General features: G+C 73.2%; 20 protein-coding genes and 1 pseudogene. 12 read left to right on the forward strand and 9 right to left on the reverse strand.

Features of this window, described 5'->3' with window-relative positions:
• Nucleotides 1-3: 3 nt before the first annotated feature.
• Complete coding sequence (locus tag DC008_RS33375) at nucleotides 4-936, reverse strand: Rieske (2Fe-2S) protein (protein WP_108710210.1); 933 nt, start codon at nucleotides 934-936, stop codon at nucleotides 4-6.
• Between the two features lie 310 nt (nucleotides 937-1,246).
• Here DC008_RS33375 and DC008_RS33380 point away from each other — a divergent pair, with 310 nt between their 5' ends.
• Nucleotides 1,247-3,325 (forward strand): SpoIIE family protein phosphatase, encoded by a 2,079-nt coding sequence (locus tag DC008_RS33380; RefSeq protein ID WP_108710211.1) that lies wholly within the window; start codon nucleotides 1,247-1,249, stop codon nucleotides 3,323-3,325.
• Between the two features lie 13 nt (nucleotides 3,326-3,338).
• Here the strand turns inward: DC008_RS33380 and DC008_RS33385 are convergent, their stop codons facing one another.
• From DC008_RS33385 to DC008_RS33405, 5 genes are all read right to left on the reverse strand, one after another.
• The gene (locus DC008_RS33385) at nucleotides 3,339-4,829 is read right to left on the reverse strand and encodes a VCBS repeat-containing protein (protein ID WP_108710212.1); all 1,491 of its coding nucleotides are present in this window, start codon (nucleotides 4,827-4,829) and stop codon (nucleotides 3,339-3,341) included.
• A gap of 107 nt (nucleotides 4,830-4,936) precedes the next feature.
• The gene (locus tag DC008_RS33390; RefSeq protein ID WP_108710213.1) at nucleotides 4,937-6,823 is read right to left on the reverse strand and encodes a Na+/H+ antiporter NhaA; all 1,887 of its coding nucleotides are present in this window, start codon (nucleotides 6,821-6,823) and stop codon (nucleotides 4,937-4,939) included.
• A gap of 124 nt (nucleotides 6,824-6,947) precedes the next feature.
• Entirely contained in the window at nucleotides 6,948-8,249 is a 1,302-nt protein-coding gene (locus tag DC008_RS33395; RefSeq protein ID WP_108710214.1) for a ThuA domain-containing protein, read from the reverse strand.
• A 56-nt stretch (nucleotides 8,250-8,305) separates the two neighbouring features.
• Nucleotides 8,306-9,691 carry a chitinase gene (locus DC008_RS33400; RefSeq protein WP_108710215.1) on the reverse strand — a complete coding sequence of 462 codons (1,386 nt, stop codon included), beginning with the start codon at nucleotides 9,689-9,691 and terminating at the stop codon, nucleotides 8,306-8,308.
• A gap of 296 nt (nucleotides 9,692-9,987) precedes the next feature.
• Nucleotides 9,988-11,541: a PH domain-containing protein gene (locus tag DC008_RS33405; protein WP_108710216.1), complete on the reverse strand. Its 1,554-nt coding sequence runs from the start codon at nucleotides 11,539-11,541 to the stop codon at nucleotides 9,988-9,990.
• Nucleotides 11,542-11,776: 235 nt separating this feature from the next.
• Between DC008_RS33405 and DC008_RS33410 the strand changes: the two genes are divergently transcribed.
• From DC008_RS33410 to DC008_RS33445, 8 genes and pseudogenes are all read left to right on the forward strand, one after another.
• Nucleotides 11,777-12,043, forward strand: a complete 267-nt coding sequence (locus DC008_RS33410; protein ID WP_388237620.1) for a transcriptional regulator — start codon at nucleotides 11,777-11,779, stop codon at nucleotides 12,041-12,043.
• A gap of 322 nt (nucleotides 12,044-12,365) precedes the next feature.
• Nucleotides 12,366-13,274 carry a DUF1918 domain-containing protein gene (locus DC008_RS33415; protein ID WP_108710218.1) on the forward strand — a complete coding sequence of 303 codons (909 nt, stop codon included), beginning with the start codon at nucleotides 12,366-12,368 and terminating at the stop codon, nucleotides 13,272-13,274.
• A 177-nt stretch (nucleotides 13,275-13,451) separates the two neighbouring features.
• Nucleotides 13,452-14,067, forward strand: a pseudogene (locus tag DC008_RS36145) (hypothetical protein).
• Between the two features lie 108 nt (nucleotides 14,068-14,175).
• On the forward strand, nucleotides 14,176-15,081 hold the full coding sequence (locus DC008_RS33425; protein ID WP_108710219.1) for a universal stress protein: 906 nt from the start codon (nucleotides 14,176-14,178) through the stop codon (nucleotides 15,079-15,081).
• A gap of 104 nt (nucleotides 15,082-15,185) precedes the next feature.
• A complete protein-coding gene (locus DC008_RS33430; protein ID WP_108710220.1) occupies nucleotides 15,186-17,885 on the forward strand; it encodes a bifunctional acetate--CoA ligase family protein/GNAT family N-acetyltransferase in 2,700 nt (899 codons plus the stop codon).
• Nucleotides 17,882-18,604, forward strand: a complete 723-nt coding sequence (locus DC008_RS33435) for a CBS domain-containing protein (RefSeq protein WP_108710221.1) — start codon at nucleotides 17,882-17,884, stop codon at nucleotides 18,602-18,604. The genes DC008_RS33430 and DC008_RS33435 overlap by 4 nt, the downstream gene beginning before the upstream one ends.
• Nucleotides 18,605-18,632: 28 nt before the next feature.
• Complete coding sequence (locus tag DC008_RS33440; protein WP_108710222.1) at nucleotides 18,633-19,127, forward strand: flavodoxin domain-containing protein; 495 nt, start codon at nucleotides 18,633-18,635, stop codon at nucleotides 19,125-19,127.
• 82 nt (nucleotides 19,128-19,209) lie between these two features.
• Complete coding sequence (locus tag DC008_RS33445) at nucleotides 19,210-20,127, forward strand: DUF6891 domain-containing protein (protein ID WP_108710223.1); 918 nt, start codon at nucleotides 19,210-19,212, stop codon at nucleotides 20,125-20,127.
• Nucleotides 20,128-20,138: 11 nt separating this feature from the next.
• Here DC008_RS33445 and DC008_RS33450 read toward each other — a convergent pair whose 3' ends face one another.
• Entirely contained in the window at nucleotides 20,139-20,582 is a 444-nt protein-coding gene (locus DC008_RS33450) for a winged helix-turn-helix transcriptional regulator (RefSeq protein ID WP_108710224.1), read from the reverse strand.
• 130 nt (nucleotides 20,583-20,712) lie between these two features.
• Between DC008_RS33450 and DC008_RS33455 the strand changes: the two genes are divergently transcribed.
• On the forward strand, nucleotides 20,713-21,585 hold the full coding sequence (locus DC008_RS33455) for an aldo/keto reductase family oxidoreductase (protein WP_108710225.1): 873 nt from the start codon (nucleotides 20,713-20,715) through the stop codon (nucleotides 21,583-21,585).
• 12 nt (nucleotides 21,586-21,597) lie between these two features.
• On the opposite strand, the gene DC008_RS33460 is transcribed toward DC008_RS33455, so the two are convergent.
• Nucleotides 21,598-22,509: a LysR substrate-binding domain-containing protein gene (locus tag DC008_RS33460; RefSeq protein ID WP_108710226.1), complete on the reverse strand. Its 912-nt coding sequence runs from the start codon at nucleotides 22,507-22,509 to the stop codon at nucleotides 21,598-21,600.
• A gap of 169 nt (nucleotides 22,510-22,678) precedes the next feature.
• Between DC008_RS33460 and DC008_RS33465 the strand changes: the two genes are divergently transcribed.
• Nucleotides 22,679-23,689, forward strand: a complete 1,011-nt coding sequence (locus DC008_RS33465; protein WP_108710227.1) for an aldo/keto reductase — start codon at nucleotides 22,679-22,681, stop codon at nucleotides 23,687-23,689.
• Between the two features lie 24 nt (nucleotides 23,690-23,713).
• On the forward strand, nucleotides 23,714-24,142 hold the full coding sequence (locus DC008_RS33470; protein ID WP_108710228.1) for an SRPBCC family protein: 429 nt from the start codon (nucleotides 23,714-23,716) through the stop codon (nucleotides 24,140-24,142).
• An 81-nt stretch (nucleotides 24,143-24,223) separates the two neighbouring features.
• Here DC008_RS33470 and DC008_RS33475 read toward each other — a convergent pair whose 3' ends face one another.
• Nucleotides 24,224-24,883 carry an NADPH-dependent F420 reductase gene (locus DC008_RS33475; protein ID WP_108710229.1) on the reverse strand — a complete coding sequence of 220 codons (660 nt, stop codon included), beginning with the start codon at nucleotides 24,881-24,883 and terminating at the stop codon, nucleotides 24,224-24,226.
• Nucleotides 24,884-25,060 lie beyond the last annotated feature (177 nt).

Below are 25,060 nucleotides of genomic sequence, written 5' to 3' on the forward strand. Positions count from 1 at the left end.
TACCTACGGACGCGCGGAACGGGTGACCTGCCTGCGGGCGGGCCGCCCGCCGTTCTGGTGCCGCAGCCGCACCTCGACATGGCCGCCGATGATCCGGGTCTCGAAGGAGGGCTGCGGGGCGGTGGCCGGACCGCTCACGTTCCAGCCGTCCGACAGGCGGAACACGCTGCCGTGCCACGGGCACCGCACACAGCCGTCGGCGATCGTGCCCTCGGCGAGCGGCCCGGCGAGATGGCTGCACCGCTCGGCCAGCGCGTGGACCTCCCCGCCCGTCTCCCGCACCACGAGCACCGGCACGTCGTCGACGCTGCGCCGCACGGCCTCGCCGACCGGGAAGTCCGCGACGGCCCCGACCCGGTGCCAGCCCTCGGTGACGACGTGCGGCACCTCCTCCGCGTGATTGGCGCCGGACGCCTGCCGGTAGGCCAGATGACCGCCCAGCATGCCCCCGACACCGACCGCCGTCAGCCCGAGGAAGCCGTACGCCCGGCCCGCCGCCTCACGGCCCCGCAGCCGACAGGTCAGCGAGGTGGCGTACAGGCCGACGGCCGCGATGTTCGACAGGGCGTGGACCAGGCCTACGCGCTGCTGCTCGCGGTGCAGCTCGGCCCAGTCGACCCAGCCGGCGACCGCGGCGGGCCCCGCGGCGGCCAGCCCGACCCCGATCAGCAGCCCGGACTCCCGCGACCGGCCGGGCCGCAGATCCAGCACGGCCGCCGACAGCCAGCTGCCGATGGGCACCTGCACCAGCAGCGGGTGCACCGGATGCCCCAGGGGCCGGCCGTGCAGCAGATCCCGGGCACGCCCCAGGGGCAGGGCCCGCACCCCCGTGCGCAGCGCGTCCACGACCCGGTCGGCCGCGGGCTCGCGCTCCAGACGGTCCAGCAACGACAGGACACGGTTCCGTCCCGGAGGACGGCGTGGCGATTCGCTCATGCCCGCCCGGGTTACCACCCATACGACGAGGCAAACGGCCGGTCCGAGAGCCCCGGCGAGGTCCTCGACGGACCATGGGAAGCAGAAGTGACGTGCTGACCGAGGCGACGGGTTGATTCATGGTGTGGGTCGTGTACCGCGTGCCGGACCTCAGGGAGGCCCGACGGCACCGCGCGGTCCCGGCGAGTCCCCTGGCCGTCGTATGTCCCTTGCCGCATCGTGAACGGGTCGCCGACCTGTGGGAAGAACGCCGTCATCGGCGGAGTGCGGACCGGGGTACGCCGACGGTACGGGAAGAGGGGCGAGTGTGATGGGCCGAGGGAAGCAGCGTCCACGGCAGCCGGGTTTCCCGCTGGAGGCCACCTCCGGCGCGAGCGGGCTGATGGACCTCCTCGGCGTCGCCGCGGTCCTCGTCGAGGCCGACGGCCGCATCGACATGTGGAGCCCCCAGGCCGAGGCGCTGTTCGGCTACACCGGTGAGGAGGCGCTCGGCCAGTACGCGGCCCGGCTGCTCGTCGACCCGGAGCACCGCGCCGAGGCCGTCAGACTGTTCGCCGGGGTCATGGAGACCGGCGAGGACTGGGCGGGTGCGTTCCCCGTGCGGCACAAGGACGGCGGCATCCGCGTGGTGGAGTTCCGCAACATGCGCCTGACGGACAACATCGGGGACCACTACGCGCTGGGACTCGCCACCGACCGGGCGACCCTGCGCCAGGTCGAACGCAAGGTCGCCCTGTCCAGCCAGCTCGTCACCCAGGCGCCCATCGGACTCGCCGTCCTGGACACCGACCTGCGCTACGTGGCCGTCAACCCGGCCCTGGCCGGGATGCACGGCGTCCCCGAGTCCGGCCACGTGGGCCGCGGCTTCCGCGAGATCCTGCCCGGCGAGCCGTTCGCGGCCGCCGAGGCACAGATGCACGAGGTCCTGGAGACCGGCCGGCCCGTGGTCGACCAGCAGGTGGTCGGACGCACCCGGGCCGACCCGGACAGCGACCACGCCTGGGCCGTCTCCCTGTACCGCCTGGAGGACCACAGCGGGCAGATCCTGGGCATCGCCACCGTCATCGTGGACGTCACCGACCGCTACGAGTCGGCGCAGCGCGCCGAGCGGGCGCAGCAGCGGCTGCGCATCATGGCCGACGGCTCGGCCCGCATCGGCACCACCCTGGAGGTCGAGCGGACCGCGCAGGAACTCGCCGACGTCCTCGTTCCCGACCTGGCCGACATGGTCGCCGTCGACCTCATCGACTCCCTGCTCAAGCCGGGGCGGCCCGACACCGGCGACGGCCTCCCGCTCTTCCGCGCCCTCGCGGTCAAGACCGCCTACCCCACCGACGCCTCAGAGGCGATCATCCAGCCCGGCCACCTCACCACCTACCACGCCGACCATCCGGCGGCGCACTGCTTCCGCACCCGCGAACCCCAGCTGATCCAGCATTTGGAGGTGGCCGACCTCATCCGGGTCGCGGCAGACGACGAGGCCGCGCGGCTGCTCGCCGAGGCCGGAGTCCACACCGACATGGCGGTGCCGCTGATCGCCCGTGACGAGGTCATCGGCGTCATGGGCCTGGCCCGGGCCCGCAACCCCAGGCCCTTCGACGAGGACGACCTCACCCTCGCCTGTGAGCTGGCCTCGGCCGCCGCGCTCAGCATCGACAACGCGATCCTGCACCAGCACTTCCGCAGCGCCGCCGAGACCCTCCAGCGCAGCCTGCTCCCGCAGCTCTCACCCCGCCACCCCGGCCTGGAGATCGCCGCTCGCTACCGGCCCGCCCAGGCGTTCAGCGAGGTCGGCGGCGACTGGTACGACATCATCCCCCTCGACGGCGACCGCACCGCCCTCGCCGTCGGCGACGTCATGGGCAGCGGCATCCCGGCGGCCACCGCGATGGGCCGGCTGCGCACCGCCACGTCCACGCTCGCCGACCTCGACCTCGACCCGGCCCGCATCCTCACCCACCTGGACAAGATCACCCAGGACCTGGACCCCTTCTTCGCCACCTGCTCCTACGCCGTCTACGACCCGTATCTGCACCAGTTGCACATCGCGTCCGCCGGGCACCTGCCGCCCGTGCTGGTGCCCGACGGAGGCCCGCCGAGACTGCTCGACCTGCCCTCGGGGACCCCGCTCGGGGTGGGCGGCGGCGCCTTCGAGACCACGACCGTCGCGCTCGAACCCGGCGACCAGCTCGTGCTCTACACCGACGGACTCGTCGAGACCCGCGACGACCCCATCGACGAACGGCTCGCCCACCTGCTGCGCCTGCTCCAAGGCCCGCCGAGCGACCCGGAGGACCGGTGCGAACGGCTGCTGCGCGCGCTGCGCACGCCCTCCGACCACGACGACGTGGCCCTGCTCATCGCCCAGGCCCACCCCCTGAAGACCTGACGGGCAGTTCCGCTCACTCGTCGACGGCGGTCCCGAACCCGGCGTCGGCGGGCGGCGCGGCCAGGGAACGCGGACCGTACGACCACGACCCCCGGGCCACCGTGCCGGCCGCCGTCCCCGGCAGATACCAGGCCGCTCCGTCGGCGGAGTTCTCCCCGGGCGCCGTGGCCAGCAGAGCGGCGCGCCCGTCACGGCCGGTGTCCACGAACCGGACCTGAGCGCCGAACCGGTCGCCCTTCTCGACCGTGCCGGGCACGTTCGCGGTGTTCTGTGTGAAGGAGACCGCACCGGCCGTGGTCAGCCCCCGGGCCGAGCCGCGCAGGACGACGACCGTCCCCGCGTCCCGTACGGTGCCGACGTCCTCACCGGGCACACCGATGGCGAGGTCCGCGAAACCGTCCCCGTCGGCGTCGCCCAGCGACACGTCGTAGCCGAAGCCGTCGCCGAGTTCGGGAGTGCCCGGCACCCCCGGATCGCGCTGGAGCCACACCTGGTCCGGCCGGCCGAACTCGTCCAGGTCGGCGAAGGCGTCCGGGCCGCCGAGGAACACCAGGACGGAGCCGCCGGTGAGCGGTTCGTACTCGTCCTCCAGCCGGTCCGGCCGCCCCGCGACCAGGTCGTCGTACCCGTCGTGGTCGATGTCCCCGGAGGCCGTCGCCGGGCCACCGGGGAGGTCGCGGACATGGATGAGGCCGCCGGCTCCGCCGCGGTAGACCGCCGAACGTCCCTGGCCGTCCTCCTCCAGGCTGCGCCCGGCGACGATCAGGTCCGCGTGGCCGTCGGCGTCGTAGTCGCCCGTGGTCAGCGACGCCGGCTGGATCTTCTCGTCGCCCGGTGCGCCGACCGTGTCGAGGCGTCCCGCGGGCCGCAGCGCGCCACCGGCGTGGGTGAACAGATGCACGCCCCGCCGGTCGGCCACGGCGAGCATGTCACCGGGTGCGGCGCCGCTCAGCCGCGCGGCGGCCACCGCCAGGCCGAAACCGGCGTCCGCGCCCGGCGTGGCCGCCCCGAACGTGACGCTGCCCGACGTCTTGAGCCCGGTGCGCGAGCCGAACAGGACGGTCGCCCGGCCCGCGTCCCTCACACCGCCCACGTCCTCACCGGGCACGGCGACGATCGCGTCGTCGTAGCCGTCGGCGTTCAGGTCCCCGCTCGCGACGGCGGCGCCGAAGCCGTCACCGGACTCGGCGCTCCCGGGCACGCCGGGCGTGTTCTGCCCGAAGACCGCCGTACGGGCCGCGCGGGCGCCGGTGGCGGTGCCGATGCCGTGCGGTCCGCCGTACTGGACGGTGACGTAGCCGGAGTTCTCACGGCTGCCGTCCGTCCCGGTCGGTGCCCCGACGAGGACGTCGTCGTACCCGTCTCCGTCGAAGTCGGCGCCGCGCTCGACGGTGTGTGTCCCGGCGGGTGTGCCCGCGTGGGCGCCGGGGGCCGCGGTGATCACCGCGCCCGTCAGGAGCAGGAAGGAGGCGGCGGCGACGGCCGCCGGGTTGCCGTGCGTCATGTGTTGTCCCTGGGGTCGCACCTGTGTGGCCTGTGCGGGTTGGACCCGCGAAGGGCCGCGACAGTTGTAGCCGCTGAGGGACCGGATGGCGCTCAGTCCCGCGGGTGTCATCCGGAGGTCTCCGCCGCCAGGACCCGCTGCCGCGCCTGCTCGACCGCGCGGGTCAGGGCCTCGATGTCGTAGGCGCCCTGGTGGCGCCGGCCATTGATGAAGAAGGTGGGGGTGCCCGACACTCCACTCAGGTCGGCCGAGTCGACGTCCTCCGCGATCCGCCGCGCCCCCCGGTGCCGCTCGAGGTCCTCGCGGAAGCGCTTCACGTCGAGCCCGATCTCCTCGGCGTAGGCCAGCAGATGCCGGCCGGTGAGCGCGTCCTGACGCTGCAGCAACAGGTCGTGCATCTCCCAGAACCTGCCCTGTCGTGCGGCGGCCTCCGCGGCCTCGGCCGCCAGCTGGGCGTGCGGATGGACGTCCGGGAGCGGGAGATGCCGCCACACATAGCGGATGTCCGAGTCCGAGCCCAGCAGTTCGCGCACCACCCGCTCGGCCTGTCCGCAGTAGGGGCACTCGAAGTCGCCGTACTCGACCACGGTCACCGCCGCGTGCTCGGGCCCGCGCACCTGGTCGTGCCGGGGATCGACGGCCACCGCGAGATCCGTCGGTGTCTCGGACGTGCCCAGCAGGGCGCGGGCCCTGAGGGCCTCCGGCAGCAGCCCGATCGCGCCGGACACCAGCCAGGTCAGGGCGAACGCCACGACGAGGGAGGTGAGGACGCCGATCTGCGCCTGCTCCAGCTCCTCTCCCTCGAACGCGATCGCCGCGATCAGCAGGGACACCGTGAAGGACGCCCCGGCGACGGCCCCGCCCGCGGTGACCGAACCCCAGCCCACGGTGGGCCGCAGCATGCCGCGCGTCAGCAGCCGCGCGCCCGCCATGGAGCCGACGATCCCGATCAGCTTGCCCGCCGCGCAGCCCACCACGATGCCCAGCGTGATTGGCGAGGTGAACGCGTCGGCGAGTTTCGGCCCGCTGAGTTCGATGCCCGCGTTGGCCAGCGCGAACAGCGGCACGATGCCGTAGCTCACCCAGGGCAGGAACTTCTGCTCCAGCCGCTCGTTGGGTGAGATCGCGGCGGCGAGCCCCTGGACGGCGGAGCGCTGCAGCTCCGGCGTGGGCTGCTCACGGAACGAACGGAACAGCCGGCTCGCCCGCTCCAGGTCGCTGCGCGGCGCCGGATAGGCGACCACCAGCGCGCCCACGGCCAGCCCGGTGACGACGGGGTCGACGCCCGCCTCGTGCAGGGCGATCCACACGACCAGCGACATCAGGGCGCAGTAGATGCCGTTGCGGACGCCCGCCAGACGCAGCCCCACGATGGCCAGCAGACCGCCGAACGCCACCAGCAGCGCCATGAACTCGACGCCCTCGCTGTAGAAGACGGCGATCACCACCAGCGCCACCAGGTCGTCCACCACGGAGATCGACAGCATGAAGGCGCGCAGCGCGGCCGGCAGCCGGCGGCCGAACACCGCGAGGATGCCCAGGGCGAACGCCGTGTCCGTCGACATCGCCGTACCCCACCCGTGCACCGAGTCATGACCGGCGTTGATCGCGACGTAGATCAGCGCGGGTACGACCATGCTGCCCAGGCCGGCCACCGCGCACAGCACCACCCAGCGCCGGTCCCGCAGGTCCCCCATGTCGAACTCGCGGCGCGCCTCCAGCCCCACCACGAAGAAGAACAGGCTCATCAGCCCGGCGTTGATCCACTCGTGCACGTCGAGCGCGAGGTGGTAGGTGTCGAAACCGATGGTGAAGGTCGCCCCCCACGCCGCCTCGTACGAGTGCGGGTCCATGTTGGCCCAGAGCAGGGCCACCACGACCGCCGCGAGCAGCAGGGCGGCGCTGCCCGTCTCGGTCTGCACGAACGTCCGCCAGCGCGCCCGGGTCTGGCTGGTCAACGTGTCACTGGCATCGCTGGGGTCGTAGCCGCTCACCGGCCGATTATCGCCGCCCGTGCGCCCGCCGGGCAGTGGACGACCGGCCCCGTTTCCGTACGGCCCGCAGACGCTCACCCGGACGGCCGTGGCGACCCCTCGAGGGGGACGCCACGGCGCGGGGTCACGGCTGGGCGGTGAGCCGGAAGCTCTGGGCGGCGGACCCGTCGCACGGCCGCTGCACCAGCTGCACGCCGTTGGCCGCACCGCCACTCGTGCTCAGGCACTTGCCGCTGTGCCGGGCGGTGAAGTGGTAGGCGCCGTCCGCCTCGCGCACCGGCAGCCACTGCTGGTTGCCGCCCCCGCCGTACGCCCACAGCTGCAGGGGCGCGTTGTCGGCGGTGGAGACGCCGGTGACGTCGACGACCTGGTTCGGGTTGCCCCGGATGGCGATCCGCGCGTAGCCGCCGTCGGTGGGCCGGAACTGGAACTGCTGGGCGAGCGTCCCGTTGCAGGTGTACTGCTGCACGGGCGTGCCGTTGGCCGTAGCCGCCGACCGGGCGTCGACGCAGGTCCCGGCGGCCCGGTCGCTCAGCGCGTACCAGGCCGTCGGGGAGATCGGGTCGGTGGGCGCGGGACCCTCGCCGGCCCCGCCCAGCCACTTCAGACCGTCGAGGAGGAAGCGGTTCTGGGTGGCGCTGGCGAACGTCGACGACAGCCGGGTGTTGGTGTCGTAGTTCATCGCGTTGTGCCCGAAGTTCGCGTACAGCATCCGGTACTGGGTGTTGGTCCACAGGATCGGGTAGTAGCCGCTGTACCAGGACTGGTTCGGGTCGGTGCCCAGCGGGAAACTGCTCGGATCGACCGAGGCCAGGATCTTGATGTCAGGGTTGGCCCGCAGGTCGTTCGACCAGCTGTACCACTCGCTCACGGCCGAGGTGAAGGTGCCGGGCAGACCGGCGGTCGCGGGGTGCGTACGGTCCTCGGTGCGCAGGACGGCGGTGGTGGGGCCCCAGGTGTTCGACCTGAAGTTCCCGCTGCCGAGGAATGAGTTGTAGTACCAGGGCCAGGACCCCGCGTTCGTGGTGAACGCCGAGACGTGGAAGCCCATCCAGCCCCCGCCGCCGCGCACATACCGTTCGAACCCGGACCGCTGGGCCGCCGTCTGCGGCGCGTCGTCGAGGAACAGGACGACCTGGTACTCGTCCACCCCGCCGTTCGCCAGCAGGTTCCAGTCGGTGGTCGCCCGGTAGGTGAAGCCGTTCTCGGCCCCCGCCTGCGGGAACCACTGGTTGGCCTCCTTCACGAAGTCGATGTGGGCGGCGTCCCAGGTGCCGTTGTAGAAGGCGATGACCTTGAACGGGGCCGCCGCCTCGGGAGCGGCGGACGCGGAGCCCGCCGGGGCGGTGAGCCCGAGGACGAGAGCCACCAGGGCCAGCAGCCGGGCGACGAAGTGAGGCCGTCTGGGTGGGGTGCGTGGGGGCATGTCTGCTCCTCCTGCCGCGGGAGCGGCGTGAGTCGGGGGGCGGGGTGGGCCTTCCATCAGCCGGCGTACTGGGCGAGGACGCGGGTGAACTCCCAGGGCTGCTGGGCCACCCCGGAGCAGCTGTCCGCGCCGCCGCCCGTGCACGGCCGGTCCCGGTTGACCGACCAGAACGTCAGCCGCGCCAGATGCCGCTGCTGCGCGTAGGCGAGGATCGTGCGGAAGTCGGCGACGGTCACCGTCTCGTCGTTGTCCGTGATTCCGTTCATGGACGAGATGCCGGTGTGCCGGTACGCCTGGTCGTCGCTGTAGCCGTACGCGTTCTTGACGGCGGTCTTCAGACCCTCGGCCGCGCGGACGGTGAGCTGCCCCATGTTCTGGCCGGCGCCGCCGAAGTTGAACGGCATGATGGTCCAGCTGTCCACGGTGAGCCCTGAGGCGGCGGCCCTGCCGATGAGGCTGCCGTCGGGCCCGTTCTGGCCGGTGCCGAAGGTGACGTAGACCTTGATGCCGGGGTTGTTCGCCTTGACGGTCTTCAGGGCGTCCACGGTGCGCTGCTGCACGGTCGGGCTGTCGTAGGCGGCGGCCTCGATGTCGATGTCGATCGCCTTCAGCCCGTAGGCGTTGATGACCTTTTGGTAGGCGGCGGCCAGCTCGCCCGCGCTGCCGCAGGAGCTCTCCAGCTTGTTGCCGCTCCAGCCGCCGAAGGACGGGATGACGTCGCCGCCGGCGCCCCGCACGGTGTTGATCGTCTGCTGGTCCACCCCGCCGGTCAGCGGACGGCCGCCGTCCCACTGCGGGTTGCAGTACCCGTTGCTGAGGATGAACGCGAGGGTGAACCATTTGACGCCGGTCGCGTTCATGACGGTCGTCGGGCTCGGCGGGTCGCCCCAGCCGTTGTAGAGGTACGGGGCGACCGCCATCGCGCCCGGTCCGGGGGCCGGGGTGTCGGCCGTGGGCACGGTCCACTTCTGCTGGGCGGCGCCGGTGCAGGTCCAGAGCTGCACCGGGGTGCCGTTGGCGGAGCTCGCCCCCTTCGCGTCGAGGCACTTGTCGGCCTGCGGATTGACGAGGTCGCGGGCGGCGGTGACGGTCCAGCGCTGGGCGGCGCTGCCGTTGCAGTCCCACAGCTGGACCCGGGTGCCGTCGGCGGTGCCGCCGGACGCGACGTCCAGGCACTTGCCGAGGGCGCGGATCGTGCCGTCGGAGCCGACGTTCCACTGCTGGGCGCCGGTGCCGTTGCAGTCGTAGAGCTGTACGGCGGTGCCGTTGGCGGTGGCCGCGCCGGCGACGTCCAGACACTTGCCGCCGAGGCCGGTGATCTGCCCGGTGGCCTGGGCGGCGGCGTGTGCGGGGAGGGCGGTGAGCGGGGTGAGGAGGAGGGCGGCCACGGCCGCGCCGGCCGCGCCGCGGCGGGCGGTCCTGGGGAGGGAGGGAGAAGGCATGCGTCGTCCTGTTGTGTCGTCGTCGCGCGGGGCGGCTCGCGGCTCGTCCACGACCGAGGGCTGTGTGGCGTGCCCATGACAGACGGGAGGTGGGGGGCTGTGAAGTCGTCGACCGCTGAACGAGGGTGGGGGAAAACAGGGGTTACTGCGGGAATGCAGAGTTACTTCACACCGTGAATTTAAGGAGCAGCGGAAAACCCCTGTCAAGACATCGGACCGGGTTTGGTCCAGTCCAATGTGAGCGACAGGGGTTCTCGGCGCCTGGGGCTGTGCGGCTGACGGAGGGCCGCCCTCCGTCAGCCGTCCGAACCGGCGGCGACCGTGGGGGTGTCGTCGGCGGTGAACGCGCTCAGGATGCGGGCCAGGTCGGTGGGGGCGGCCGCGAGGCGGACCGGCCTGCCCGCGTCGTCCAGTTCGGCGATGTCCCAGCTCCTCGGCACCAGGTCGCCGTCCCCGCCGCGGGGCCGGCGCACGGTCCGGACGGTGAGCCGCTCCACCGGGATCGAACGCGCCGCGAACCGGCCCGGACCGGCGTGGGGGAGTACGGCGGGCTCACCGCCCCCGAGGACGATGTGGGTGCCGAAGCCGTTCGGGTTGTACTCGGTGGCCTCCAGGAACCGGGCGGGCAGGAACACGTCCTCGGCTCCCGCGTCCACCGGTGCATGCGGTGTGCCGTCCGCACCGGCCGTACGGATACGGGTGGCGCGCCAGGCCAGGGCGAACAGACCGACCGAGAGCAGCGAGCCCGCGCCGGCCCAGGCGACACCGGCCGGCGAACCGGGCGCGAGGGTCGGATGGGTGTAGCAGTACGGCAGCGCCCACACGGCCGTGCCGACGAGGGCACCGGCGAACGGGAGCGGCGACGGCAGCATCTCGTCGGCGGGCCGCCGGCGCGCGCGCCGGCGCAGCACGACAAGGGCGGCCGGGTAGGCGGCGATGAGCGCGGACATCGCCGCGATCACGGTGACCTCTCCGGCGGCGGGGAAGTGCTCGCGCCACGCATGGTGCTCCCCGACGATCTCCCGCACCTGGCGCCGCCAGACGGTGAGTTCGACGCGGTCACCCTCGTCGAACCCTGAGGCCCCCTCCTTCGACACCGAGACCCGCTCCACCGGCCGCCCGCCGGTGAAGTACACCCAGCTCTGGCCCTTCCCCCGCGCCACGTCGGTGCGCTCGACCACGGCCGGAAGGTACGTCAGACAGTCCGCGTCGCGCCCCGACGACTCCTCGGCACACGGGACGGCCGACGTCCACGCCAGCTTCTTCTCGGCCACCACCGGGACGAAGCACGCGGCCAGCACCGCCCCGGCGAGGAACAGGACGCAGAGGAAGGCGGGGAGCCGGAGGCCGCGCCCGGCCGTGCCCTTGGTCAGCACGGCGAGATGGTCCGACTCCGGTGCGCCGTGCTCGCGGTGCAGCGCGCGCAGCGCCTCCACGGTGGCGTCGAACTCGGACCGGTCGTCGGCGGCCGTCCCGAAGGGCAGGGGGAGGCGCAGGGTCCGCCCGCCACGTGTGACGACGTGCACGCGGTACAGCTCGCCGTTCCGCACGTACTGGACGTGCACCCGCACATCGGCGACATCGCCCCACGCCACGCTTCGGCGACGCAGCAGCGTCCGGTACGACAGCCCGCGCGCGTCGGCGTGCACCCGGACGGCGAGGCCGTACATCCCCACGACGCCGATCGGCACGAGCACGCAGGCCCCGGCGGCGACCCACCGGTCGGGAACCCCGCCCGTGCCCACGAGCCGGACCACGGCCAGGACCAGCCCGGCCACGCCGAGACCGACGAAGAACCACAGGGGCCGCCTCGACCGAGTGCGGCACGTCACTTCGGGCGCGCTGTTCATACGCGGAAGCGTGCCATCACCCGTCTCCGAGCTGCTTGTCGGGTCCACGGCAGCATTCGGGTGGCCGAAGTTGCCGGGTTGCCACACCTGGGGCAGGTCGGGCGCGTACCCCACCGGCAGTGCCAGGAGCGCCCAGGGTGACGGTGCGGGTGCCCGGGATGAAGGTGGTGAAGGACTGGGACCAGGTGGCGGTCGGCCAGGCGTAGGTGACCCTGCCATCAGCCTGGACCGGACCGTGATGACGTACCTCCTCGACGACCTCGAAGCGCAGGATCTGGTGCTGCGCCGGCCCGACCCGCGCGACCGGCGCGCGCGTCAGGTCGTCCTGACCGAGACCGGCCGCGCCCGTCTCGGCGAGGTGCGCCGCAGCCTCGCCTCCGCCGAGGCCCGCCTGCTGGCCGACCTCACCGACGGGGACGCCGAGCAGCTGCGCGTGCTGCTCTCCCGGGTCGCGCAGACCGCCCAGCGGGAACTGGTGGCGCCGCACGAGATGAAGTGCTGAGATCCTCTCGCCCGATAAGGGCTGTCCCGTCATTCCCGGTGGATCGGCGCGCGGCGTCGGATGCGGTGCATCGCAAGGCGGAGGGTCGTCCGCATACTGGATGTATGCGGACGATCCGACAACGCGGCGAGGTGTCGTAGCCGGCGGCGTCGCGCGCCCGCCGGGAATTGCGGGACAGCCCTTAGCCGGACGGGACCTTCGAAATACGACCTGGGGCCGGTCGACCCATGCGGCGTCCGGCCGCGCGTGCGACGTTGGGATGAGAGCACCGCAACGCGGCATCACGCACCACCGCGCACCACCGGGAGGAAGGGCGACGGCCATGCGAGCACACGTCGGAGATCAACTGGTCATCGAGAGCCCGTCCACCGGCGCCGCAAAACGCGACGGCGAGATCGTCGGGCTGCACCACGAGGACGGGACGCCCCCCTACGACGTGCGCTGGTCGGACACCGACGAGGTGACCCTCGTCTTCCCCGGCCCCGACGCGCACGTCCACCACCTCGAGCAGGAGGAGCCCGGCGCCGGGTCCGGCACCGGGCGCACGGAGCCCCGGGGGAGGGCCCCCAACCCGGGCGACATGGGCCGCCGCCTGGTCGCCGCGCGCCGCCGGCACGGGCTCAGCCGCGAGGAGACGGCCGCCCGGGCCCGTATGTCCCCGGACTACCTGGCCTACCTGGAGGAACACCCCGCCGACCCGACCGCGGCCACCCTCACCCGCCTCGCCGACGTCCTCGGCACCACGGCGACGGCGCTGCGCGGCGGAGGCGCGGACCTGCCGCCCGGCCAGGGGCACGCCCTGCTCCGCCCGGAGGTGAGCGACCTGGACCTGGACTCCTGCCGCACGCTGCTGTCGACGCACGGAGTGGGGCGCGTCGGGGTGACGGAGTCCGCCGGGCGCCCGGCGATCGTCCCGGTCAACTACGAGATCGTCGACGACATGATCGCCTTCCGGACGGAACCCGGTTCGGTCGTCGCGGCGGCCGCCGGGACGGAGGTCGCCTTCGAGGTGGACCACGTGGACGAGACCCTCAGCCAGGGCTGGAGCGTGCTGGCCGTGGGACCCGCGAACGCGGTCACGGACGCCGGCACGGCCCGGCGGCTCACCGAGAACGCGCACACCATGCCCTGGGTGGGCGGGGAACGGGAGTTGTGGATCACGCTGAGGCCCGCACGCCTCACGGGCCGCCGTATCGCCCCCGCCGAGCGGCAGGACTCCGGCGACCGCTGACAGGTCGCACGCGCCGAGCGCCCTGGCGCGGAATCGGCGTCCGTGGGTCCGAACGTACCCACGCGGTAGGGCCGTTCAGCCCCCCGGACCGTCGCCTTCGGCACCGCGTCACGCCATGTCCCCACCGGGAGAGTGGACGACGTCGACGGCGCATCCGTCCCGAGGGGGATGAAGATCATGGCTGTGCACGATCCGTCACACCGGCACGCCGGTCTGCGATTCTCGCCCGCGCGCGAGTCCACCGCCGAGTCCGCCACCGCCGAGTCCGCCACCGGCGAGGCCGCGGTCGGCCGTACCGCCGTGAGCGCGTGCGTCCTCGCCGGGCTGCGGCTGCTCACCGGCTTCGTCCTCCTGTGGGCCTTCCTGGACAAGACCTTCGGCCTCGGCCACGCCACCCCGTCCGGCAGGGAGTGGCTCGACGGAGGCTCCCCGACACGCGGCTTCCTCGGCGGGGTCGCGGTCGGTCCGATGGAGTCGGTCTTCCCCTCCTGGGCCGGTGACGCCTGGGCGGACTGGCTGTTCATGCTCGGGCTGCTCGCCCTCGGCGTCGCACTGCGGCTCGTCGCCGTCGCCGGCACCGTGATGACGGCCCTGATGTGGATGGCCGAGTGGCCCCCGCCCGGCATCTGTGCGACGGCTCGCCGAGCATGTCGACCAACCCCTTCGCCGACTACCACCTCGTCTGCGCCGTCGTCCGGATCGCGCTCGCCGCTGCCGGGCCGGCGCCGCCCGGGGGCTCGGCCACGCCTGGGCCCGGCTGCCGTTCGTCGCCCGTCACCCCTGGCTGCGCTGACCCGGGGCCGTTGGGCCGGTCGGTCCCGGTCCGGGGACCAGCGGCCCCTGCCCCCCCGCCCACCCGCGAACGACCCTGGAAGCAGAGATCGGATCAGGAGGCAGCATCATGTTCCGCACTGTTGTCGCAGGTCTGGACGGTTCATCCGAGAGCCGGTCCGCGACCGATTGGGCGGCCCGCGAGGCGCGGCTGCGCGGACTGCCGTTGACCATCGTCCATGTCTGGGAGCCCATCCCTCCGCCCATGGCCCAGGCCCCGCTCCTCGGCGCCGAGACCCAGCAGAACTGGGCCGAGCGCATGCCGCGCGAGGCCGCCGACGCGATCCGGCTGCGCCACCCCGACATGGAGCTGACCATCGAGCAGCGCACGGGCGACGCCACCGAAGCCCTGCTGGACGCGGCGAAGGAGGCCGAACTCGTCGTGCTCGGCTCGCGCGGCCTGAGCGGGATCGGCGGGTTCATGGTCGGCTCCGTCGGACTGTCGGTGGCCGCTCATTCGGAACGCCCCGTCGTCCTCGTCCGGGCCGGTGAACAGGCCACCGACGAGCACGAGCAGGACGCCGACGGGCTGCCGTCGACCGAGACGCCGTTCCGGCCCGTCGTCCTCGGACTCGACGCGAACAGCCCCGACGGGACGCTGATCGAGTTCGCGTTCGAAGAGGCCGCGCGCCGCGGCACCCGGCTGCGGGTGCTCCACGGCTGGAACCTCCCGCCGTACTACGTCTACGGCCTGACCGTCGACATCGAACTCCAGGACGAGATCGTCCGGCAGCAGGCCGCCCTGCTCGCCGACGCGCTGAAGCCCTGGCGGCAGAAGTTCCCCGACGTCGAGGTCAGCGAGGAAGTGCCCGCCGGAAGCCCCGGAGCACGGCTCGTGGACGTCTCCCGTGAGGCGTCCCTGGTGGTCGTCGGCCGCCGTATCCGCCGCCGCCCGTTCGGCGCGCACATCGGCCCGGTGACCCACGCCGTCCTCCACCACGCCGTGGCACCGGTCACCGTCGTCCCGCACCACTGACGGACGGCACCCGGGCCGCACCGGCCCACGACGGAGAACACCGTAGAAGACCGCAGAACACCGTAGAAGACCGCAGACCACCGAGGACAGCAGCAGGGGGAGCGATGAAGGACGACACGCCCGGCCGGCCCACCGCCCACGCCCTCCTGGCGGACGGCACCACCGTGGGCATCCGCCCGGCCGGGCCGGCCGACCACGACCGGATCCGCGCCCTGTACGACGCCATGTCCCCGGAGAACCTGCGCCTGCGGTTCTTCACCGCCGGCCGGGGCTCCGCCGAGGCCGCCGCCGACCGGACCTGCGGGCCACCCCGCCCAGGACACCTCGCCCTGCTGGCCGAGACCGGCGGCGACGTCGTCGGACTCGCCGAGTACGACACGGGCGGCACCGCGGAGGCGGACCGGGCCGAGGTCTCCCTCGCGGTCGCCGACCATCTGCACCACCGCGGCATCGGCACCCTCCTCGTCGAGCACCTCGTCTCCGCCGCCCGCGCCCACGGCATCACCACCTTCGCCGCCGACGCGCTCAGCGAGAACCACGAGGTGCTCCGGCTCTTCGCCGGCCTCGGCCTGCGCACCGCCCGCCACTTCGACGGCCCCGAGGTCCGGTGCGTCATCACCCTCGACCAGAGCGACACCTACCTCACCGCCGTCGAGGAACGCGGCCGTACCGCCGACGTCCTCAGCCTCGAACCACTCCTGCGCCCCCGGACCGTCGCCGTGATCGGCGCCGGCCGCCGGCCGGGCTCGACGGGCCGGGCGATCCTGCACCAGCTGCGCTCCGGCGGCTACACGGGCCGCCTCTTCGCCGTGCACCCCACCGCACGGTCCCTCCTCGGCGTCCCCTGCCACCCCTCGGTGGACGCGCTGCCCGTGACACCCGACCTCGCGGTGCTGGCCGTCCCCGCCGACGCGATCCCCGCGGCCGCCGAGGAGTGCGGCAAGTCCGGCGTACGGGCCGTCCTCGTCGTCACCGGCGGACTGGACGCCGTACAGGGCCGCGAACTGCTCGACACCTGCCGGTCCCACGGCATGCGCCTGGTCGGCCCCCATTGCCTCGGCCTCGCGAACACCGACCCGGAACTGCGCCTGTACGCCACGTTCGCCCCGCGTCCCCCGAGCGCCGGTACGGCCGGTGTGGCCGTGCAGTCCGGCGGGGTGGGCATCGCGCTGCTCGACGGGCTGTCCCGGCTCGGCACCGGCGTCTCCACCTTCGCCTCGCTCGGCGACAAGTACGACGTCAGCGGCAACGACATGCTCCAGTGGTGGGAGAGCGACGGCCGCACCGACCTCGCCCTGCTGTACCTGGAGTCCTTCGGCAGCCCGCGCGCCTTCTCCCGCACCGCCCGGCGTGTGGCCCGCCGGATGCCGGTCCTCACCGTCGACGCGGGCCGCACCGAGGCCGGCCGGCGTGCCGCCGCCTCCCACACCGCGGCCGCCGCGACCCGGACCATGACACGCGCCGCGCTGTTCACCCAGGCCGGCATCACGGCGACCCGCTCCTGCGGCGAACTCCTGGAAACCGCCGCGCTGATGCACTCCCAGCCGCTGCCCGCCGGACCCCGTGTCGCCGTCGTCACCAACGCGGGCGGCGCTGGCGTCCTCACCGCCGACGCCTGCGCCGAGGCCGGGCTCCAGCTCCCCGAACTCACCACGGACCTCGCGGACGACCTGCCCGCCGACGCCGTCACCGGCAACCCCGTCGACGTCACCGCCGCCGTCACCGAGGACCAGCTGACCACCTGCGTGGACCGGCTCCTGCGCCACCGTGCCGTGGACGCCGTCGTCGTCGCCCTCGTCCCCACCGCGCTCGCCGCCGCCACCGGTGACGACCTGGTCCGGGCTCTCACCCGGTCCGGACGGCGCCCCAGGCCGGTCGTCGCCGTACGCCTCGAACAGGCCCTGCCCGTCGAACTGCTGCCCGCCGCCGACGGCACCACCGTCCCCTCCTACGCCGAACCCCAGGCGGCCGCACGGGCGTTGGCGCACGCCGCCCGCCGTGCCGCATGGCTCGCCCGCCCCCTCGGCACGGTCCCCGCCCTCGACGGCGTCGAGACCGGCCGAGCCCGCGCCGTCGCCGACAGGTACCTCGACCGGCACCCGGACGGCGGCTGGCTGCATCCGCGGGACGTCGCCGAACTCCTCGGCTGCTACGGCATCCCCCAGGCGCCCTGGGCCTGGGCCGAGACCGAGGAGGACGCCGTCCTGGCCGCCGAGCGGCTGCGCGGCTTCGACGGACGCGTCGTGATGAAGGGCCACTGGCCCGGACTGGTGCACAAGAGCGCCGAGCACGCCGTCCATCTCGACCTACGGGGTGACTCCCAGGTCCGGGCCGCCTTCCGCGACCTGGAGACCCGCTTCGCCGGGCTGCTGGAGGGCGTCCTGATCCAGCCGCTCGCCGACCGGGGCACCGAGCTGTTCGCCGGTGTCGTGCAGGACGAGGTCTTCGGCCCGCTCGTCCTCTTCGGGCTCGGCGGCACCGCCAGCGACGTCCTCGCCGACCACGCCGCCCGCCTCGCCCCGCTCACCGACCACGACGTGCACGACCTGATCACGGCCGCCCGGTGCGCCCCACTCCTCCTCGGCGCGGACGGCGCACGGCCCGCCGACCTCGCCGGCCTCGAACAACTGCTGCTGCGCCTGTCCCGGATGGCGGCCGACCTGCCGCAGCTCGCCGAGGCCGACTTCAACCCGGTGCTCGCGACCCCGGAGAGCGTCACCGTGCTCGACGCGCGGGTGCGCCTGGTGCCCCGCGCGCCCCAGGACCCGTATCTGCGCCGACTCCGCCGAGGAGGCCCCCGATGAAACACGACAAGGTCGGCTCGGTCATGACCACGGACGTCGTCCGCGCCGAGTACGGCACCCCGTTCAAGGAAGTCGCCCGGCTGCTCGACCGGCACCACATCAGCGGACTCCCCGTCGTGGACGACGACGAGATGGTCCTCGGCGTCCTCTCCGAGACCGACCTGCTGGCCCGCCAGGCCGCCGAGCCCGGCACCGGAAAGCGGTTCGGCCTCGACCGGCTGACCCGCGCCGGACGCCGGCGCGGCGCGAAGGCCGAGGCCCGCACCGCCGGGCAGTTGATGACCGAGCCCCCGATCACCGTCCACGCCGACGACACCATCGTGGAGGCGGCCCGGACCATGGCATGGCACCGGGTGGAACGGCTGCCCGTCCTCGACGAGGAGAACCGCCTCGTCGGCATCGTGACCCGCCGCGACCTGCTCCAGGTCTTCCTGCGGCCGGACGAGGACATCCGCGCCGAGGTCGTCGACGAGGTGCTGGTGGGCGCCCTGTGGCTGCCGCCGCGCGCTGTCACGGTCACCGTCGTGGAGGGCGTGGTCACGCTGGCGGGCCACCTGGAACGCCGCAGCGAGACGGAGATCGCCGTGTCGATGACCCGTCAGATCGACGGCGTGGTGGCGGTGGTGAACCAGCTGTCCTACCGCCTGGACGACGCGCACACCCGCCCCGAGGAACCGGCCCTGCACGGCTTCGCGCACGACTGGCTCCGCGGGCCGTGACCCGAGAGTGGACAGGAGGGCAAGGACCATGACCACCAAGGTGCTGGTCGCCTACGGGACGACGAACGGCTCGACGGCACGGATCGCCGAGACCGTCGCCGACGTACTGGGCAAGGAGGGCCTCACCGCCGAGGCGCTGCCCGCCCGCACGGTGGAGAGCGTGTCCGGCTACGACGCCGTCGTGGTCGGCGGCGGACTGTACGCGGGACGCTGGCACAAGGACGCCCGCCGGTTCGTCCGGCGGCACCGCGCGGACCTGGCCGGCCGTCCGGTGTGGCTGTTCAGCAGCGGCCCGCTGGACCCGTCGGCCTCCGAGCGCGACATTCCCCCGGTGCCCGGGGTGAAGCGCGCGATGGACCGGGTGGACGCCGAGGGCCACATCACCTTCGGCGGCTGCCTGTCGGAGGGGGCCAGGGGCCGGGTCGCCCGGATGATCCTGCGCAGCGGGAAGGGCGGCGACTTCCGCGACTTCGCTCAGATCGAGGAGTGGGCCGGGTCGGTCGCCGCGGACCTGACGGCATAGGGGGTGTCTCACCGAGGCAGGGCGCACGGCGGTCGCCAACCCACCCAGTCCCGTTGTCAGTGGCGTGTGCCAGAGTCTGGGCATGCTCGAGATCAAGGTGGAGACGGAGAACTGGCAGCAGCACGTGCGCGTGTCGGCCGAGGAACTGGACGGGCTCGTCCGGCGCATCGGCGGTGACGGCGACCGGTTCCTGGTCGTCCAGCGCATACCCGACCTGCCCGACGTCTTCGCCCAGGTCTGGCACCAGGCCGGCGGCGCCTACACGGTGGAGCACCGCGACGGCGCGGCAGACCGGCACTTCCAGGCAACGGCCGACACGCCCGAGGCGGTCGCCACGGCGCTCACGGGCTGGGCACGCCGCCAGCCCGGATGGCACGACGGCCTGACCTGGTCGCGGCTCGACATGGGACCGGTCCAGGACGTCCCGCCGCTCGACCTCTCCGACGACGAGCGTGTCGCATTGGAGGAGCGCGTACGCGAGACGCTGGCCGGCGGCTATGCCACGCGGGCCGAACTGGCCGAACTCGCCGAGGACCACCTGGTCACCGACGACCGCCGCCCCGTGTCCCACGAGCAGGCGATCGCGCTGGCCGACCGACTGTGGCTCGAGCGCGTCGCCGAACAGGCCACGTGGCAGGGCGAGACCGATCCCGAGCGGCTCACCCGCGCGTTCACGGCCCTCCAGGAGGCCGGCATCACCGCCCGCGAGAACTTCGCCTGCTGCCGCAACTGCGGCGAGTCCGAGATCGGCGCCGCGGGCGACCCCGACGCCCGCGGGTATGTCTTCTTCCACTCCCAGTGCACGGACTCCGCCACGGCCGGCCATGGACTGATGCTGCTCTACGGCGGCTTCGACGGCTCGTCCGAGACCACGGAGGCGACAGGCCACGAGATCGTCGCCGCGCTCGACGGGGTGGGCCTCCACACGGAGTGGGACGGCGACCCGGGCCGCGCCATCACCGTCACCCCACTGGACTGGCGCCGCCGCCTGGTCGGATAGGGGGCACAGCGTCAGGCGCCGTGCGCGTCGTAGGTCTCGCGGTGGGCCAGCACCTCGTCCATGTGAGCCTCGGCCCACGTCTTGATGCCGCGCATCATCCTGTACAGCGACAGCCCCAGGTCGGTGAGTTCGTACGACACCGTGACGGGGACTGTCGGCACGACGGTGCGCGACACCAGACCGTCGCGCTCCAGCGAACGCAGCGTCTGGGTGAGCATCTTCTGGCTGACGCCGGCCAGCAGGCGCTGCAGCTCGGAGTAGCGCATCGCCCGGGGCCCGTCGGCGCAGTCGGCGCCCGGCCGGGGCGCGTCGCCGCTGCCGAGCGCGGCCAGGACCAGCGTGACCCACTTCCCGGAGATCCGGTCGAGGAGTCGGCGACTGGGACAGGCCGCGAGGAAGGCGTCGTACTCCGCCTTGGTCTGAGCCTGCCGCTGCTCCTCCGCCGTCGTCACCATGGACCGTTCCTCCCACCGTCGGGTGCCCTACGCACTTCGAAGTGCCTACTTCCCTACAGGAAGCAGCGAACCAATAGTGGTGCAAGGCGCCGTCAGGCACCAGTCCCGGACCCGACCCGAAAGGCCCATCATGACCACCCCCTCCGCCTCGCTCCCCGGAGGCGCCTGGACCCTGGGAGATCTGACCGTCACCCGGTTCGGCTACGGCGCCATGCAGTTGGCCGGCCCCGGTGTCATGGGCCCGCCCGCCGACCGCCAGGGCGCCCTCGCCGTGCTGCGCGAGGCCGTCCGCCTCGGCATCACGCACATCGACACGGCCGACGCGTACGGCCCCCACGTCACCAACGAGTTGATCCGCGAGGCGTTGCATCCGTACCCCGACGCCCTGCACCTCGTCACCAAGGTCGGCGCGGTCCGGGACGCGGACGGCGGCTGGCCTCCGGCGCGCAGGCCGGAGGAGCTGCGCCGGGCCGTCGAGGCGAACCTGGACCGCCTCGGCCTCGACACGCTGGACGTCGTCAACCTGCGGCTGGGCGACGCGCGGGGGGCCGTCCCCGGATCGCTCGCGGAGCCGTTCGACACGCTCGTCGACCTTCAGCGTCAGGGCCTGATCCGGCACCTCGGGGTCAGCAACGCGACGGCCGAACAGGTCGCCGAGGCCCGCGCGATCGCGCCGATCGTGTGCGTGCAGAACATGTACAACCTCGCCCACCGCGCTGACGACGAGCTGATCGACGAACTCGCCGAGCAGGGCGTCGCCTACGTGCCGTTCTTCCCGCTCGGCGGCTTCAGCCCGCTCCAGGCGTCCGCCCTGACGGCCGTGGCCGCTCGGCTGGACGCGACGCCGATGTCGGTCGCGCTGGCCTGGCTGCTGCGGCGGTCGCCGAACATCCTGCTGATCCCCGGCACCTCGTCGGTGGCGCACCTGCGGGAGAACGTCGCGGGAGCGGGCCTGTCGCTCTCCGACGGCGATCTCGCCGAGCTGGACAAGATCGGGCGCTGACGCCCGGCGCGCTCACGCGCGGGCGGCGCTCACCGGTCCCGACGCGAGGGTGAGGGCGCGGAAGGAGGCGACCACCGGGCGCAGGTCCACCCGGTGCCAGGCGGCCCACAGCTGCACCGACCGGTCGTGCCAGGGGAGTTCGCGGACGGCGACGGCCTCCGACATGCCGCGCACCATGCTCCGCTGCACCAGGGCGAGCCCCAGCCCGGAGGCGACCAGGCCGAGCGCGGTCAGCGGTTCGGCGGCGTCCATGCGGATGTCCGGGGTGAAGCCGGACGCGGCGCACGAGGCGACGAACGTGTCCCGCCAGACCGGATCCTGGGGATTCTCCACGCCGATCCACGGCTGCCCGTCCAGGTCCTCGGGCGTCAGCTCCGGCCGCTCCGCGAGCGGATGCCCGGCGGGCAGGGCGAGCAGCAGCGGATCCTCCAGCAGGGGCGCGGCCGTCAGGTCCGGGTCCTCGGACGGCGGCGGCTCGTGGACGAGCGCGATGTCGAGGCTGCGCTGTCGCAGCCCCTCGAACTGTTCGGCGGGGGGCAGGCTGTAGAGGGCGACGTGGATGCCGGGGCGCTCGTCGTTGAGGGAGCGCAGCGCCGCGGGCAGCACACCGGTGTGCATGGCGTCGGCGATGTAGCCGATGCACAGGCCGCCCTCCTCGCCGCGGCCCAGCCGGCGGCCCAGGTTCTCCAGGCGGTCGGCGTGCCGCAGCAGCGCCCTGGCCTCGGACAGGAAGACCTGGCCGTCGCGGGTGAGCCGGATCCGCTGCTGCCCGCGCTCGAAGAGCGTCAGACCGAGGCTCTTCTCCAGCTGCGCGATCTGCCGGCTGAGCGGTGACTGCGAGATGTGCAGCCGCTCGGCGGCCTGGCCGACGTGTTCGGTCTCGGCGACCGCCACGAAGTACCGGATCTGGCGCAGGTCGAGCATGGTGAGACCTCCAGGGACTCAAGTGTGTCCAAGCAAGTCTTGGACAGTCTCAAGTTCCGATCCTACGGTCGAACACGTCAGGTCGTCGAAGGCCCGGCCGGTGACCCCGGCCCCTCCGTCCGACGGCCCGCAGACCGCACCGTCTTCCGCACCACGACGAGGTACCACCATGTCGATCACGTCCCTCCTGCCCGGCCGTCTGGGCTTCGGCACCGCCCCGCTGGGCAACATGTTCCGGGCCATCCCCGACGACGAGGCCGCCGCCACCGTCGACGCCGCCTGGGACCAGGGCATCCGCTACTTCGACACCGCGCCCTTCTACGGCGCCGGACTGTCCGAGATCCGCCTGGGCGACGCCCTTGCGGGACGCCCCCGCGACGCCTTCGTGCTCAGCACCAAGGTCGGGCGCGTCATCCTCGACGAGACCGAGGACCCCGCCGCCCGCGACCTGGGCGAGAAGGGCGGCCTCTTCGAGCACGGCCGGCCGAACAAGATGATCAACGACTACTCGGCCGACGCGACCCTGCGGTCCATCGAGGACAGCCTCCGCCGTCTGCGGACCGACCGCCTCGACATCGTCTGGGTCCACGACGTCGCGCAGGACTTCTACGGCGACGACTGGCTGGCCGCCTACGAGTCCGCCCGCACCGGCGCGTTCCGCGTCCTGCAGCGCCTGCGCGACGAAGGCGTCATCAAGGCGTGGGGCCTGGGCGTCAACCGGGTCGAGCCGCTGGAGCTGACCCTCGACCTGGACGAGCCGAAGCCGGACGCGTTCCTGCTCGCCGGCCGCTACACCCTCCTCGACCACGACCGCGCCCTGCAGCGCCTGCTGCCGGCCGCCGAGGCCCAGAGCGTCGACATCGTCGTCGGCGGCCCCTACAGCTCCGGTGTCCTCGCGGGCGGACAGCACTTCGAGTACCAGAAGGCACCGGCCGCGGTCCTCGCCGAGGTCGACCGGATCAAGGCCCTCGCCGAGCAGTACGGCATCCCCGTCAAGGCCGCCGCGCTCCAGTTCTCCCTGGCCCACCCCGCCACGGTCGCGGCCATCCCCGGAGCCACCCGGCCCAGCCGTATCGCCGAGGACGTCGCCGCCCTCGACGCGGACGTCCCGGCCGCGTTCTGGACCGCGCTGCGCGAGGAGGGCCTGATCGCCGAGAACGCCCCCGTACCGACCGCCTGACCCGCTGATCATCGGAGTACCACCATGACCACGAGCACGAGCACGAGCACGACCGCGACCATCGACCTCCCCGTACCGGCCGATACCGTCTGGCAGCTCATCGGCGGCTTCGACGCCCTGCCGGACTGGCTGCCGTACATCCCCGTCAGCGAGCTCAGGGAGGGCGGCCGCGTCCGTGTCCTGACCAACGAGGAGGGCGGCGTCATCGTCGAACGCCTGGAGCGGTTCGACGACGACGCGCGCACCTACACCTACTCGATCGTCGACGCGCCCTTCCCCGTGACCGGCTACCGCTCCACCCTCACCGTGCACGACGTGGACGGCACCGGCTCACGCGTCGAGTGGTCCGGGACCTTCACCCCGGCCGGGGTGAGCGAGGAGGAGGCGACCGCCCTGTTCCAGGGCATCTACCGCGACGGCCTCACGGCCCTGCGCCAGACGCTCGGCGCCTGACAGAACGCCGATGCGCAGACGCTGGGCGCCTGACTCAACGCCGATGCGCCAGACGCTGGGCGCCTGGAGAACGCCGGAGCCTCAGCCGCGGAACTCCGGCTGCCGCTCCGGCGAGGCCGCCGCCAGCGCGTCCTGGACCTCCTTGACGCCGCCGCGCAGCCCGTACACGGGGGTACCGGGCTGCTGGCGCCAGGAGTCGTCCAGGCCGCCCGCGTCGACGGCGTCGAAGCCGAGCTCCTCGATCAGGGCCATCACCTTGCGCTTGGCCGCCTCGTCGTCGCCCGCCACGGGCAGCGCCATACGGTCGGGGGCGCCCTCGGGGCGGGCGCGGTCGATGAGGTCGTGGGCGTAGGTGCCGTTGAACGCCTTGATCACGGGGTGCCCGATCTGGCGTTCCGTCCAGCGGCTCTCCGTCAGCCCCTCGTCCTCGATCCCGGCGATCCTGCCGTCGCGCTGCGGGTAGTAGTTGCCGGTGTCGATGACCGCCACGCCCTCGGCCGCCCCGTCCAGCAGGCCGGACGGCAGATCCGGGACCGCCTTGAGAGGGACGGTGACCACGACGATCTCGGCGCCCCGAGCCGCCTCCTCCGCACGTACCGGCGTGGCCCCGGTCTCCTCGGCGAGTTCCGTCAAGGTCTCGGGGCCACGGGAGTTCGCGACCGAGACGTCGTGCCCGAGCGCGGTGAGGCGACGCGTGAGGTTGCCGCCGATGTGGCCGGCTCCGATGATGCCGATCTTCATGACATGCCTTCCGTCGCAAGAATGTCCTGCCCACGGCACCAACCCCCGTTCCCCGCAGGGCTATTCCGGGAATTCCGCGGACGGGTGCCGTCGCTCGCCTGTGAGCATCCGCGGGCGACCGGTTCCGGCCACGGCCCGCGCCCCCACCCGACCGACGGTGCGCCGCCCCGCAGGACC

The organism is Streptomyces nigra, assembly GCF_003074055.1.
GTDB lineage: Bacteria > Actinomycetota > Actinomycetes > Streptomycetales > Streptomycetaceae > Streptomyces > Streptomyces nigra.